Origin of the sequence: Duganella sp. CF517 (genome assembly GCF_900110275.1) — a bacterium.
GTDB lineage: Bacteria > Pseudomonadota > Gammaproteobacteria > Burkholderiales > Burkholderiaceae_D > Rugamonas.
The window spans coordinates 66372-79281 of record NZ_FODC01000008.1 but is presented as its reverse complement, the minus strand read 5'-3'; the positions used below and the strand labels follow the sequence as shown (position 1 = coordinate 79281).

The window sequence follows — 12910 nt, the reverse complement described above, 5'->3', positions numbered from 1 at the left end:
AATGGTGTGGTCAATGCGTTTGGTCAGCGCGAGCCGTAGCTCGATTCCTGCTCTTCCTCGGCGCTGTAGGAGCGCGGCGCGACGGTGCCGATGCGCGCCTTCAGCGATTGCGGACGGCCCTCGAACAACGCCGCGTAGTAGGTGGCGTTCGACATCACGTTCTTGACGTAGGTGCGCGTCTCGTAGAACGGGATGGTCTCGATGAAGATGGCGCTGTCGATCGGCTTGGTGAGGGTTGCGCGCCAGCGGCGCGAGCGTCCCGGCCCGGCGTTGTAGGCCGCCGTGGCCAGCACCTCCGAGCCGTCCATGTTCCCGAGCACCATGTTCAGGTAGTTCGTGCCCAGCATGATGTTGGTGCGCACGTCGGTCAGCATGTCCTGCGCGAAGTCGGTCAGGCCCAGCTTCTTGGCCACCCAGCGCGCGGTCGACGGCATCACCTGCATCAGGCCCGACGCCCCCACGTGCGATTGCGCGCCGAGGATGAAGCGCGACTCCTGCCGCATCAAGCCATACACCCAGGCCTTGTCGAGACCCAAGGTCTGCGTGGCCGGATGCATGACGTCGTGGTGCGGCGACGGGAAGCGCTGCGTGTAATCGACCTGGATGCGGGTGCGGTCCGAGGTGTTGACCATGCGGTCGAGGATCTCGTGCTGGCGCGCGAATTCGGCGGCGGCCAGGTAGCCGCGTTCGTCCAGCCCGCGCAGGCCCCAGTTCCATTCGCGGGTGCCCTCGAAGCGCAGGCGCATGCCGAAGAACTTGAGCGAACGCTGGAAGTTGGGATTGGCGGCGATCGCCGCGGTTTCGGCGGGCGTGATCGGCAGTCCCGGCAGCGGGATGGTGACCAGGTTGCCGGTTTCCTCCAACGCCAGCTGGCCGTAGAAATTGGGCTGGTCGGAGATGCTGCGGAACAGCCGCTCGGCCTCGCCGGCCGGATGGCTGGTCACGCCGGCTTCGGCCATCAGCGCGCGGCCCATCCAGTAGATCCAGGCCGGATCGTCGCGCAGCGAGGCCGGCATCGCCTGGATGCTGGCCTTGACCTGGCGCCAGTCGCCGGCGCGCAGCGCGATGCGTGTTTTCCACTGGATCTGGTCGATCGACAGCCTGGCGCCGTTCGAACGGCGCCAGTACTCCGCCGTGTCGGTGTCGAGCGAATAGGACGATTGCAGCGCGATCGCCGCCCAGCCTTCCTGCCGCTCCAGCGGCGTCAGTTGGGATGAGGCCTTGTCCAGCGCCAGCGCCGCCAGCTTGACGCTGGTCTTGGCCATGCGGCCGACGGCCACCACGAAGATCTCGTGTTCGGTGCGGCCGCCGCCCGGCCCCTTGGCCAGCGCCAGCGCCGGCGTGTCGACCGCCTGCACCGCCTTTTTCTCCGGGCCGCCCAGCAGGGCGACGATGCGGCGCGCCTGCCCGGTGGCGTTGAATTCGCCGGCCAGGCGCAGTTGCTCATACAGGTCGTTGGCGTCGAACTGGCCGGTCTGGAACAGGGTGGCGATCAGGCCCGCGCAGGGTTCGCCGTAGACCGCCGGGGAGGTCAGCAGCGCGCGCGCCTCGTCTGCCACCTTCTGGCCTTTGAGCGCGCGCGATTGCAGCGCGTAGCATTTGACCTGGGTGTCATCGTTGAGCACGAACAGCGGCAGCTGCTCGTCGAAGGTGGCCCAATCGCGCTTGCGGCCCAGGTCCAGCAGCCAGTCGTTGCGCAGGCGGTCGACGATGGCCTGGCCTTCGTAGCGCTTCATGAAATCGCGGATTTCCGCGTAGGGGACGTCCTTCAGGCGCGATTTGAGCCGATAATAATCGACATACGAGGGAATCGAATAATTGGCGAGGCGCGCCGCGTAGAAATCCACCTTGGCCGTGTCGTCCTGGCGCACCGCGTCGCGCATCAGCAGGAAGGCGTCGTCCTGGCGCTTGGTCTCGGCGCCGATGTCCTCGGCGTGGGCCACCGACATATAAGTAGGGTTGAACGCAACCCAGGCCACGACGGCGACGCCGGCAATCCATTTCGAAGCGGAAATCAATGTGAAACTCTCTTTAAGCAGTGTACGAAGCGACAACCGAATCCATGACCGGCGATGAATCCATGACCAGCGACCCTAGAATACCACGTGCCGCGAGCGAACGAACAGCCCCGCCCGCCATGCGAAAGGCCGATTTGCGCAAGCGGTTGCTGACCGCGCGGCGCGCGCTCGATCCGGCCACGCGGGCGGCCTGGGACCACGCCATCGGCGCGCGGGTGATCGCGTGGTGGCGCGCGGCGCGGCCGGCGGCGCTGGGCGTGTACTGGCCGTTGCGCGACGAGCCGGATCTGCAGCCGGCCTACGCGGAACTGGCGCGCCTGGGCGCGCGGCTGCTGCTGCCGGTGGTGGTGGAAAAGCACGCGGCGCTGGAATTCGCCGACTGGCGCATCGGCGAGGCGATGGTCAAGGACGCGATGGGGGTGGCGGTGCCGGCGCAGTTGCGGCTGGCGGCGGCGTATCCGCCGGCGTTGCTGGTGCCTTGCCTGGGATACAACCCGCAAGGTTATCGACTGGGCTATGGCGGCGGGTTTTACGACCGCACCCTGGCGCGCGCGCCGCGTCCGCAAACGGTGGGCATCGCGTACAGCTGCCTGGAAGTGCAGTTCGACGGCGACGCGCACGATGTGGCGCTGGACCGCGTCGTCACCGAGAGCGGCGGGTGACGCGGCCATGATGGCCGCATCGCCGTCGCCTCAGCGCCACCCCACCGTCACACCAGGCGTTGCCACAAAGCCGTCGTCGCCGCGGCCTGGTTCATGCTGTAGAAGTGCAGGCCCGGGGCGCCGCCGGCCAGCAGGCGCTCGCCCAGCTGCGCCACCACATCGAGGCCGAACGCCTTGATCGACGCGGTGTCGTCGCCGTAGCTGGCCAGTTTCAATCGCACCCAGCGCGGGATCTCGGCGCCGCACATGTCGGAAAAACGCATCAGCTGCGTGTAGTTCGTGATCGGCATGATGCCGGCCACGATCGGCACGTCGATGCCCAGCTTGCGGGTCTGGTCGACGAACTGGAAGTAGGCGTCGGCGTTGTAGAAATACTGCGTGATGGCGGCGTTGGCGCCGGCCTTGACCTTGCGCTCGAACGCCAGCAGGTCGTCCCGCGGCGACTTGGCCTGCGGGTGCACCTCCGGATAGGCCGCCACTTCGATGTGGAACCACTCGCCGGTCTCCTGGCGGATGAACTCCACCAGCTCGTTGGCGTAGCGGAATTCGCCGGCCGCGCCGTAGCCGCTCGGCAGGTCGCCGCGCAGCGCGACGATGCGCTTGATGTTGTGCGACTTGAATTCGGCCAGGATGGCGCGGATCGACTCGCGCGTGCCGCCCACGCACGACAGGTGCGGCGCGGCGTCCTCGCCGGCGGCCAGGATTTCGACCACCGTGTCCAGGGTGCCGCGCTGCGTGCTGCCGCCGGCGCCGAAGGTCACGGAAAAATATTTGGGTTTCAGTTCGGACAGCTTGGCGCGCGTGGCGCGCAGCTTTTCCGCCCCTTCCGCCGTCTTCGGCGGAAAGAATTCGATACTGAAATTATGACTAGTCATCTGCGTTCTTCAAAAGTAGGGTAGACAGGGCCCAGGAAATCACGCTGTACAGCAGTGCGCCGCCGATCGCCGACAGGAAGCTATCGACGTGGAAGCCGTCGACGAATTGCGCCACCAGCCAGAACATGAAGCCGTTGATGACGAAGATAAACAGTCCCAGCGACAACATCGTCACGGGCAGGGTCAACAGCAACAGCACGGGGCGGATCAGGGTGTTTACAAGGGCCAGCACGAAAGCCGCGACGAGGGCTGCGCCTATGCTTGTGACATCGACAGAACGCATCAGGTAGGGAATTGCCAGCAGGGCAACCGCATTGATTAACCAGGTAAGGACCAGACGCATAACTAAGTCTCGCTGCAAAAAATTAGCTCAATAAAAAACAGGGCCGGCACACGCCGGCCCCGCCTCACGCCGCCGGATTAATAACGGTAGTGGTCAGGTTTGTACGGACCTTGCTGCGTCACGCCGATATAGGCCGCTTGCTCTTCGGTCAGCACGGTCAGCTGCGCGTTCAGTTTCTTCAACTGCAGGCGCGCCACTTTCTCGTCCAGGTGCTTCGGCAGCACGTAGACGCCGACCGGGTACTTGTCGGTGTTGGCGAACAGCTCGATCTGGGCGATGGTCTGGTTCGCGAACGACGAGCTCATCACGTACGACGGATGGCCGGTGCCGCAACCCAGGTTCACCAGGCGGCCTTCGGCCAGCAGGATGATGCGCTTGCCCGACGGGAAGATCACGTGGTCGACTTGCGGCTTGATATTTTCCCAGGTGTACTTCTTCAGCGCGGCGACGTCGATCTCGTTGTCGAAGTGGCCGATGTTGCAGACGATGGCCTGGTCCTTCATGGCCAGCATGTGCTGCTCGGTCAGGATGTGATAGTTGCCGGTGCAGGTGACGAAGATGTCGCCGTGTTCGGCGGCGTAGTCCATCGTCACGACGCGGTAGCCTTCCATCGCCGCCTGCAGCGCGCAGATCGGATCGATTTCGGTGACCCACACCTGCGCCGACAGCGCGCGCATGGCCTGGGCCGAGCCCTTGCCGACGTCGCCGTAGCCGGCGATGACGGCGACCTTGCCGGCGATCATGACGTCGGTGGCGCGCTTGATGCCGTCGACCAGCGACTCGCGGCAACCGTACAGGTTGTCGAACTTCGACTTGGTGACGGAATCGTTGACGTTGATCGCCGGGAAGGCCAGCTTGCCGTCCTTGTGCATCTGGTACAGGCGGTGCACGCCGGTGGTGGTTTCCTCGGTCACGCCCATGATCTGCGGCAGACGCTTGGAGTACCAGGCCGGATCGATCGCCAGGTGCGCCTTGATGGCGTTGAACAGGCAGATCTCCTCTTCCGAGCTGGGCGCGGCCAGCACCGAGATATCTTTTTCGGCGCGCGCGCCCAGGTGCAGCAGCAACGTGGCGTCGCCGCCGTCGTCGAGGATCATGTTCGAGTAGACGGCGTTGCCGGCGGCGTCGGCCGGCCACTCGAAGATGCGGTGGGTGTAGTCCCAATACTCGTCCAGGGTCTCGCCCTTGATGGCGAACACCGGGGTGCCGGCGGCGGCGATGGCGGCGGCGGCGTGGTCCTGGGTCGAGTAGATGTTGCACGACGCCCAGCGGACCTTGGCGCCCAGCGCTTCGAGCGTCTGGATCAGCACGGCGGTCTGGATGGTCATGTGCAGCGAACCGGTGATGCGCGCGCCCTTGAGCGGCTGGGCGGCGGCGAATTCCTCGCGGATCGCCATCAGGCCTGGCATTTCGGTTTCGGCGATGCGGATTTCTTTGTCACCCCAGGAAGCCAGGGAAATATCGGCGACCAGGTAGTCTTGTGCGGATTTGAGTACGGCGTTCATCACGCCCTCCTTTCAGTTAGAAAAAAGTAACGTGAGCGCGGTTGCAAATTCCGAGCCTGGCGAATGGGGAATTCGTCGCAACGCTCCTCGGAAGGTGCATTTTAGCACCACCTCGGCGCGGATCGCCACACGCGGGGAGAAATAAGCCGGGTCAACGGATGTTCAAGCAACAAACCCCGGGGTCAAGTCTGTCATTCGGACACGGCCTCAAGCGCAGAAGACCTTCCACGCTCGAGCTTGTGTCCGAATGACAGACTTGACCCCGGCGGGGGGGTTAGTTCAGGCCGGCGGCGGCGCGCAGGGCCGCGGCCTTGTCGGTGCGCTCCCACGTGAATTCCGGCTCTTCGCGGCCGAAGTGGCCGTAGGCGGCGGTCTTGGCGTAGATCGGACGCAGCAGGTCGAGCATTTGCACGATGCCCTTCGGACGCAGGTCGAAGTGCTCCATCACCAGCGCGGCGATCTTGTCGTCGGGGATGACGCCGGTGCCTTCCGTATAGACCGTGATGTTGATCGGCCGCGCCACGCCGATGGCGTAGCTGACCTGCACCTGGCATTGGCGCGCCAGGCCGGCGGCGACGACGTTCTTGGCGACGTAACGCGCGGCGTAGGCGGCCGAACGGTCCACCTTCGTCGGGTCTTTGCCGGAGAAGGCGCCGCCGCCGTGCGGGCTGGCGCCGCCGTAGGTGTCGACGATGATCTTGCGCCCGGTCAGGCCGCAGTCGCCCTGCGGTCCGCCGATGACGAAGCGGCCGGTCGGGTTGACCAGGTACTTGGTGTCGACCAGCCATTCGCGCGGCAGCACCTGCTTGATGATCTCCTCGATCACCGCCTCTTCGATCTGCTTGTGCTGCATTTCCGGCGCATGCTGGGTCGACAGCACGACGGTGTCGACCGCGACCGGACGGCCGTTGACGTAGCGCAGCGTGACTTGCGATTTGGCATCCGGACGCAGCCACGGCAGGCGGCCGTCCTTGCGCAGCTGCGACTGGCGCTCGACCAAGCGGTGCGCGTAGTGGATGGCGGCCGGCATCAGCTCGGCCGTTTCGTCGCAGGCGTAGCCGAACATCAGGCCCTGGTCGCCGGCGCCCTGGTCGAGGTCGATACCGGCGCCCTCGTCGACGCCCTGCGCGATGTCGGGCGACTGCTTGTCATAGGCCACCAGCACCGCGCAACCGCGGTAGTCGATGCCGTAGTCGGTGTTGTCGTAGCCGATGCGCTTGATGGTTTCGCGCGCGACTTGAATATAATCAACGTTGGCGTGCGTGGTGATTTCGCCGGCCAGCACCACCAGGCCGGTGTTGCACAGCGTTTCGGCGGCGACGCGCGCTTTCGGGTCCTGCTCGAGGATGGCGTCCAGAATGGCGTCCGAGATTTGGTCGGCGACCTTGTCCGGATGGCCTTCCGAAACGGATTCGGAAGTGAAAAGATAATCGTTTGACATCGCAAGCTCCTGATACTGGTTGAGAATGGTTGTCGCTCACCCAATACGGCTTGCGACGCTTTAGCGATATTTATATTCCGCTTCGCAAGTTGTCTGTTAACTCAGCGGGCACTGCATACGTGGTATTTTACGCTTCTTAAAAAAATTTTGGCTATAGCAACAGCAGCCGAACGTTCCTTGATATTGACGATTTCACTTCATGCTTGTTTATCTTTTCCGCTTTTTATCGATCTTTCCGCTGCCGCTGCTGCACGCGGTGGGCGCCGCGCTCGGCTGGCTGGTTTATCTGTGTTCTCCATCGCATCGTCGGCGGATGCGCGAGAACATGGCCCTGGCCGGCTATACGGGACACCTGTCGGCGGCCATCGCCGAGGCCGGAAAAAGCATCGTCGAGCTGCCCTTTGTCTGGTGTGCGTCGCCCGCGCGGGTGTCGCGCCTGGCCCACGCCGAGAACTGGGAGCTGGTGCAAACCGAACTGGACGCCGGACGCGGGATCGTGTTCCTGACGCCACACTTGGGCTGTTTCGAGATCGTCGCGCAGGAAATCGCGCTGCGCACCGAGCTGATGGTGATGTACCGCCCGCCGAAACAGGCGGCGCTCAAGCCGCTGGTCGAGGGCGCGCGCGCGCGCAAGAACCTGCTGCTGGCGCCGGCCAATATGTCGGGCGTGCGCATGTTGGCCAAGTTCCTGAAAAAGGGCAAGCCGATCGGCGTGCTGCCCGACCAGGTGCCGCAGGAGGGCGAAGGCGTGTGGGCCGATTTCTTCGGCCGCAGCGCCTACACCATGACCTTGCCGGCCAAGCTGGCGCAGATGGGCGACGCCACCATCATCGTCACCTACGCCGAGCGCTTGCCCGGCGGTAAAGGCTTCGTGGTGCGCTTCGTGCCGTTCGACGGCTCGCTGGCCGGCAGCACGGCCGAGCAGGCGCGCGCCATCAACGCCGCCATGGAACGGCTGATCGCCCGCAACCCCGAGCAATATTATTGGAGCTACAACCGCTACAAGGTGCCGGCCGGCATCGCCGCGCCGGTCGCGGCGGGAGGACGGGCATGAAGCTGCTGCTGGGATTGATGTGGCTGCTGCACTGGCTGCCGCTGCCGCTGCTGGGCCGGGTCGGCAAGCTCACCGGCAGCCTGTTGTTCATGACGCTGCGCTCGCGCCGCCACATCGCGCTGACCAACCTGCGCCTGTGCATGCCGGAGTTGACCGAGGCCGAACGGGTCGCCATCGCGCGCGGCCATTTCCAGGCGTACTCGCGCAGCGTGTGGGAGCGCGGCATCCTGTGGTGGGCCTCCGAGGCGCGCCTGCGGCGCCTGATCCGCGTCGAGCCCGGCCCGGTGCCGGTGGCCGAGATGACGGCCCAGCCGACCATCCTGCTGTGCCCGCACTTCGTCTGCCTGGACGTGGCCGGCGCGTCGATCGCGATGGTGGCCAGCGCCTCGTCGATGTATGTGCAGCAAAAGAACCTGGTGTTCGACAAGGTGCTGCGCGCCGGCCGCGCGCGCTTCAAGCCGGTCAAGCTGTTCACCCGCCAGGACGGCATCAAGCCCATCCTGCGCGCCTTGCGCGACAAGCTGCCCTACTTCATGCTGCCGGACATGGACTTCGGCGAGAAGGATGCCGAGTTCGTGCCGTTCTTCGGCATCCAGGCGGCCACCCTGACGGCCACGGCGCGCATCGCCGCCACCACCGGCGCCCAGGTGATGCCGGTGATCGCCACCTTCCTGCCCGACTATCAAGGTTATCGTGTGAAGTTCTATCCGGTGTGGGACAATTACCCGGGTCCCGACATGGTCGCCGCCACCCGCCGCATGAACGAGTTCATCGAGGAAAGGGTGCGCGAAGCGCCGTCCGAGTATTTCTGGACCCATAAGCGCTTCAAGACGCGGCCCAACGGCGAGCCCTCGCTGTACCAACGTTCCAGGTAGAAGATAGACGATGAAACTCAAATTCACCAAGATGCACGGCGCCGGCAATGACTTCGTGGTCATCGACGGCATCAACCAACAGATCGACCTGACGGCGGCGCAATGGAAGCTGCTGGGCGACCGCCGCTTCGGCGTCGGCGCCGACCAGATCCTGCTGGTGGAAAAGCCGACGCAGCCGGGTTGCGACTTCCGCTACCGCATCTTCAACGCCGACGGCGGCGAGGTGGAACAGTGCGGCAACGGTTCGCGCGCCTTCGTCAAGTTCGTCTCGGAAAAAGGCTTGACCGACCGGCGCAGCATCACCGTCGAAACCAAGGCCGGCGTGATCGCGCCACGGCTGGAGGCGGACGGCAGCATCACCGTCGACATGGGCCCGCCGGTGCTCGATCCCGCGCGCGTGCCGTTCGACGCCGAAGGCTTGCAAGCTGAACGCCAGGGCGGCGCCAGCTTGTGGCCGCTGGTGCTGGAACTGGCGGGCGCCAAGGAAAGCGTGCTGATCTCGGCCGTATCGATGGGCAATCCGCACGCGGTGCAGGTAGTCGACGACGTCGACGCCGCGCCGGTGGAACTGACCGGTCCGCTGATCGAGCACCATCCGCGCTTCCCGAACCGGGTCAACGCCGGTTTCATGCAGATCGTCGATCGCGGGCACGTCAAGCTGCGCGTGTTCGAGCGCGGCGTCGGCGAGACCTTGGCCTGCGGCACCGGCGCCTGCGCGGCGGTGGTGGCCGGCATCGCGCGCGGCCTGCTCGACAGCCCGGTGCGGGTCGACGCCCGCGGCGGCCAACTGTCGATCAGCTGGGCGGGCGAAGGCCAGCCGGTGCTGCTGACCGGCCCGGCCGTGACGGTGTTCGAAGGCGAGATGGAAATTTAACCGGGCGGCCGGCGATCGGGCGGCGCGGCCCCTTACGCGGCCAACAAGTCGTCGCCGTCCGCCGCCGGCAACCACGTCTTGAGGCGGTACAAGCGCTGGCGGTAATTGCCCTCCGGCCCATCCGGGCCGCCGTCGAGCGCGTCGAACAAGCGGCTGATGCGGTCCAGCGCCTGGCGCTCGCGGGCGGTGCGCAGCAAAATCAGGCGCCGCTTGCTGCGCCCGTAACTGGCGCGGATATCGACCACCAGGCAATGCCCCTGGTCGGCCGCCTTGACATCGAGCAGCAGCGCCTCGGCCCGGCTCAATCCAAACAGTTCGGCCAGCTCCAGCCGCGCCGCCAGCAACGGCTGGCTGACCGTCAGCTCGCGCGTGACGCAGCCGGCGATGCTGCCGGTCCAGCCGGACTCCTTCGGCGATTGCGCGATCCGCTGCAACGCCGCGTCGGCCTCGTCGCAGCCCTGCGCCGCCGCCTTTTGCAGCCAGTAGACCGCGCGCACGTCGCTGTTTTCATCGTTGCGGCGGTTGCGCCAGGCGTACATGCCGCATTCGAGCTGGGCGCCGCAGTGGCCCATTTCGGCCGCCCGCTCCAGATAGCATAAGGCTTCGGCCACGCAGCGCTGCGAGAACTCCGGCTTCAGGTAAATGCGCGACAACGCGAACCAGGCGTCGGCCAGGCCCTGCTCGCCGGCCAGGGTCAGCCAGCGGATCGCCCGCTTGAAGTTGACGGCGGCGATGCCGTTGGTTTGCCGCTTGCCGCCGCTGTCCATGCGCGCGAACCACAGGCCCAGCGCCAGCTGCGCGCAGCGCTCGCCGCCATGCGCGGCCAGTTCGCGGCATTGCCGCAGTTCGGCTTCGTACTCGGGCGCGCTGTCGAGCAGGCTGGCGCAGCGTGAAAGCAAAGTGAGCTGTTGCGGGCCGAGCGGCCAATCCGCCGCCCGCGCCGCCTCGGCGTCGTACGGCGCGTCCGCCAGCAGCGTGCGCAGCGGCGGCAGCGCCCGTTGTAAAAACACATCGCGCGCGCCGTGCCAGACTTCGTCGAGCATCGCGTAGTGGGCCGCCATGTCGTGGTCGGCCGTGTGCGTCCAGGCGTGGCGGGCGGCGCGGTTGGCCGGCGCGCGCGCGCCGCGGCCGGCGCGCGCCGACGGTGGCGCCGACGCCTGCGCCGCGGCGGCCGCCGGCGCGCCGCCCTGCTGGGCCAGCAGCCATTGCGCCTCCGCCGAGCCGGAGCGGGCGGCCGCGTCGAGCGCCAGCAGCGCCTTGTCGCGCAGCCGCGCATGGTGGGGCACTTCGGCGCCGTCGTGCCGCGCCGACTGGTTCAGCACCAGTTGCGCCAGCACCACACCGGCCTGCTGGACGCCGGCGTCGTAGGCGCGGTCGTACCACGACAGCACGGCGGGCAGGCAATGTTGGGCGTGTTCGAAAGGGACGTAGCTACCGATCAGCATCCAGGCTTCGTCCTGGTCCTGCAGCGCGGCGCGGTTGAGCCAGTGCAGGGCCGTCGGCAAGCTCAAAGGAAGACTGGCGCCGCCAAACAGATACAGCTTCCCCAACGCTAACTGGCAGACCGCGTCTCCCGCGCGGGCGCCCCGTATGATCCCTAACTCTTCTCGATTTGCCATCGTCTCACTATGAATGTGATTTATCGAAGCGGGCGGTGCAGCGGCACCGTCGCCAGGCGGGCCGGATCACCATGAGCCTCCAAGTGTAGCGTGCCATCGACGCCACATCCTAGACATAATGCGCGGCCGCTTGATCTGCCACAAGCTCGAACCCCCTGCCGCCCCTGTACGCTGGAACTGTTTTGATGCTTTCATGAAAAGAAATAATGCACCCATAGCAGGTTAGACCCTGTGACGGCCAAGGCCAAGGGAGCGGCTTGTGAACGGCCAATCAAGCGTTTCGAAAATACAACAGGAAGCCGCGATTCACCTGCTTTCGACACAAACAAGCCGCCATAGTCGACCATTCCAGCGCATTTGTTGCGGTCAGCCATTAAGGTTCGATCCAACCGGGGAACACGAAGCGGCCGGAAAGCATTAGACCTTTGTACGATTTTCTCTGAAAAGGAATAACTCAAATGATCAAAAAATCTTTAGTGACCGTGGCACTCATGGGCGCGTTCGGCGCTGCATCCGCGCAATCGTCCGTCGCCATTTATGGCACTCTGGATGCAGGCCTTTCCAAGCGCACCAACTCCGGCAACACCTCCACCATGGTGGGCAAACGCGACAACAACAAACTGGGTTTCCGCGGCGTCGAGGACCTGGGCAACGGCCTCAAGGCCTTGTTCCAGCTGGAGATCCGCTATGAGCCGGACACCGGCGTGATCGAAAACACCACCCGCCCCCTGTTCCAGGGCCAGAGCCGGGTCGGCCTGCAGGGCGGCTTCGGCACCGTGCGCATCGGCCGCGGCCTGACCGCGTTCCAGGAAACCAGCACCGCCTTCGAGCCATGGAGCGGCATGCCGGCCACCGCCGGCTACCAGACCGACCTGCAAGTGGCCGGCTACACCAGCGATCCGCTGAGCGCGCCGGGCAACTCGGCCAACCGCTTCTCGAACGCCGTGTTCTACAACACCCCGGTGATCGGCGGCATCTTCCAGCTGAACGCCACCGTGGCCTCCAAGGACGCCAACAACGGCCCCGTCATCATCGGCCGCGGCACCGCGCTGGCGCCGCAGTTCACCGCCAACAGCATGGCCGCCGTGGTGCCGTACTCGCTCAGCGCGACCGCCACCACCGGCCCGTTCGCCGCCTACGGCGCCTATGAGCGCAACGCCGTCGACACCAAGCTGTGGTCGGTCGGCGCGTCGTTCAAGCCGATCCCGGCGCTGAAGCTGATGGGCTCGTATCAAAAGCAGGACCAGGAAGAAAGCGTGTTGATCAATCCGGAAACCAAGGCATGGCTGGTCGGCGCCAACTACAACATCGGTCAAGGCATGATCCGCGCCGGCTACGGCCAGAAAAAACCGGACAACCAGGCCAACAATCCGAACATCGCCAAGACCAAGCAAGTCTCGATCGGCTACGACTACAACCTGTCGGCGCGCACCTATCTGTACGTGGACGCGGCCCGCAAAAAGATCACCCCCGCCGCGACGTTTAATTTCTACAGTCTCGGCATACATCACAACTTCTAAACTTCGCGGTCGACAAGAACCGCTGGTGTGACGTTGGGGATACGGACAAGGGCAACCTTGTCCGTTTTTTTTCGCGCCGCGCGTGGTGCAGTTTTCGTTCAGTACAAAGCCGCGCGTCGGTTAA

General features: G+C 65.4%; 11 protein-coding genes and 1 riboswitch. Of the genes, 5 read left to right on the top strand and 6 right to left on the bottom strand.

The window, feature by feature from the left end; all coding sequences use genetic code 11:
- Nucleotides 1-23: 23 nt before the first annotated feature.
- Nucleotides 24-2018 carry a lytic transglycosylase domain-containing protein gene (locus BMX85_RS25845; RefSeq protein WP_090325620.1) on the bottom strand — a complete coding sequence of 665 codons (1995 nt, stop codon included), beginning with the start codon at nucleotides 2016-2018 and terminating at the stop codon, nucleotides 24-26.
- Nucleotides 2019-2137: 119 nt separating this feature from the next.
- On the opposite strand from BMX85_RS25845, the gene BMX85_RS25840 reads away from it, so the two are divergent.
- Nucleotides 2138-2680, top strand: a complete 543-nt coding sequence (locus BMX85_RS25840; RefSeq protein WP_090325618.1) for a 5-formyltetrahydrofolate cyclo-ligase — start codon at nucleotides 2138-2140, stop codon at nucleotides 2678-2680.
- 47 nt (nucleotides 2681-2727) lie between these two features.
- Here the strand turns inward: BMX85_RS25840 and metF are convergent, their stop codons facing one another.
- The 4 genes from metF to metK form a co-directional block, all read right to left on the bottom strand.
- The gene (metF, locus tag BMX85_RS25835; protein ID WP_090325616.1) at nucleotides 2728-3555 is read right to left on the bottom strand and encodes a methylenetetrahydrofolate reductase [NAD(P)H]; all 828 of its coding nucleotides are present in this window, start codon (nucleotides 3553-3555) and stop codon (nucleotides 2728-2730) included.
- Entirely contained in the window at nucleotides 3548-3898 is a 351-nt protein-coding gene (locus tag BMX85_RS25830) for a phage holin family protein (RefSeq protein WP_090325614.1), read from the bottom strand. Before BMX85_RS25830 ends, metF begins: the two co-directional genes overlap by 8 nt.
- 77 nt (nucleotides 3899-3975) lie before the next feature.
- Nucleotides 3976-5403, bottom strand: a complete 1428-nt coding sequence (gene ahcY, locus BMX85_RS25825) for an adenosylhomocysteinase (protein WP_090325611.1) — start codon at nucleotides 5401-5403, stop codon at nucleotides 3976-3978.
- Between the two features lie 26 nt (nucleotides 5404-5429).
- Nucleotides 5430-5498: riboswitch (S-adenosyl-L-homocysteine riboswitch) on the bottom strand.
- A 179-nt stretch (nucleotides 5499-5677) separates the two neighbouring features.
- Nucleotides 5678-6844 (bottom strand): methionine adenosyltransferase, encoded by a 1167-nt coding sequence (gene metK, locus BMX85_RS25820; RefSeq protein WP_090325609.1) that lies wholly within the window; start codon nucleotides 6842-6844, stop codon nucleotides 5678-5680.
- A 199-nt stretch (nucleotides 6845-7043) separates the two neighbouring features.
- Between metK and BMX85_RS25815 the strand changes: the two genes are divergently transcribed.
- The 3 genes from BMX85_RS25815 to dapF are packed head-to-tail and all read left to right on the top strand — an operon-like array spanning nucleotide 7044 to nucleotide 9647.
- The gene (locus BMX85_RS25815; RefSeq protein WP_090325607.1) at nucleotides 7044-7898 is read left to right on the top strand and encodes a lysophospholipid acyltransferase family protein; all 855 of its coding nucleotides are present in this window, start codon (nucleotides 7044-7046) and stop codon (nucleotides 7896-7898) included.
- Nucleotides 7895-8773, top strand: a complete 879-nt coding sequence (locus BMX85_RS25810; protein ID WP_090325605.1) for an LpxL/LpxP family acyltransferase — start codon at nucleotides 7895-7897, stop codon at nucleotides 8771-8773. The genes BMX85_RS25815 and BMX85_RS25810 overlap by 4 nt, the downstream gene beginning before the upstream one ends.
- 10 nt (nucleotides 8774-8783) lie before the next feature.
- The gene (gene dapF / locus BMX85_RS25805; RefSeq protein ID WP_090325603.1) at nucleotides 8784-9647 is read left to right on the top strand and encodes a diaminopimelate epimerase; all 864 of its coding nucleotides are present in this window, start codon (nucleotides 8784-8786) and stop codon (nucleotides 9645-9647) included.
- A gap of 32 nt (nucleotides 9648-9679) precedes the next feature.
- On the opposite strand, the gene BMX85_RS25800 is transcribed toward dapF, so the two are convergent.
- The gene (locus BMX85_RS25800; RefSeq protein WP_090325601.1) at nucleotides 9680-11266 is read right to left on the bottom strand and encodes a tetratricopeptide repeat protein; all 1587 of its coding nucleotides are present in this window, start codon (nucleotides 11264-11266) and stop codon (nucleotides 9680-9682) included.
- 461 nt (nucleotides 11267-11727) lie between these two features.
- Here BMX85_RS25800 and BMX85_RS25795 point away from each other — a divergent pair, with 461 nt between their 5' ends.
- Nucleotides 11728-12786: a porin gene (locus BMX85_RS25795; RefSeq protein WP_090326093.1), complete on the top strand. Its 1059-nt coding sequence runs from the start codon at nucleotides 11728-11730 to the stop codon at nucleotides 12784-12786.
- The last annotated feature ends 124 nt before the right edge of the window (nucleotides 12787-12910 follow it).

Bases quoted from the DNA above. Each gene is read 5' to 3' on its own strand.
- BMX85_RS25840 (WP_090325618.1), top strand. From the start codon at position 2,138: ATGCGAAAGGCCGATTTGCGCAAGCGGTTGCTGACCGCGCGGCGCGCG.
- metF (WP_090325616.1), bottom strand. From the start codon at position 3,555: ATGACTAGTCATAATTTCAGTATCGAATTCTTTCCGCCGAAGACGGCG.
- BMX85_RS25830 (WP_090325614.1), bottom strand. From the start codon at position 3,898: ATGCGTCTGGTCCTTACCTGGTTAATCAATGCGGTTGCCCTGCTGGCA.
- ahcY (WP_090325611.1), bottom strand. From the start codon at position 5,403: ATGAACGCCGTACTCAAATCCGCACAAGACTACCTGGTCGCCGATATT.
- metK (WP_090325609.1), bottom strand. From the start codon at position 6,844: ATGTCAAACGATTATCTTTTCACTTCCGAATCCGTTTCGGAAGGCCAT.
- BMX85_RS25815 (WP_090325607.1), top strand. From the start codon at position 7,044: ATGCTTGTTTATCTTTTCCGCTTTTTATCGATCTTTCCGCTGCCGCTG.
- BMX85_RS25810 (WP_090325605.1), top strand. From the start codon at position 7,895: ATGAAGCTGCTGCTGGGATTGATGTGGCTGCTGCACTGGCTGCCGCTG.
- dapF (WP_090325603.1), top strand. From the start codon at position 8,784: ATGAAACTCAAATTCACCAAGATGCACGGCGCCGGCAATGACTTCGTG.
- BMX85_RS25800 (WP_090325601.1), bottom strand. From the start codon at position 11,266: ATGGCAAATCGAGAAGAGTTAGGGATCATACGGGGCGCCCGCGCGGGA.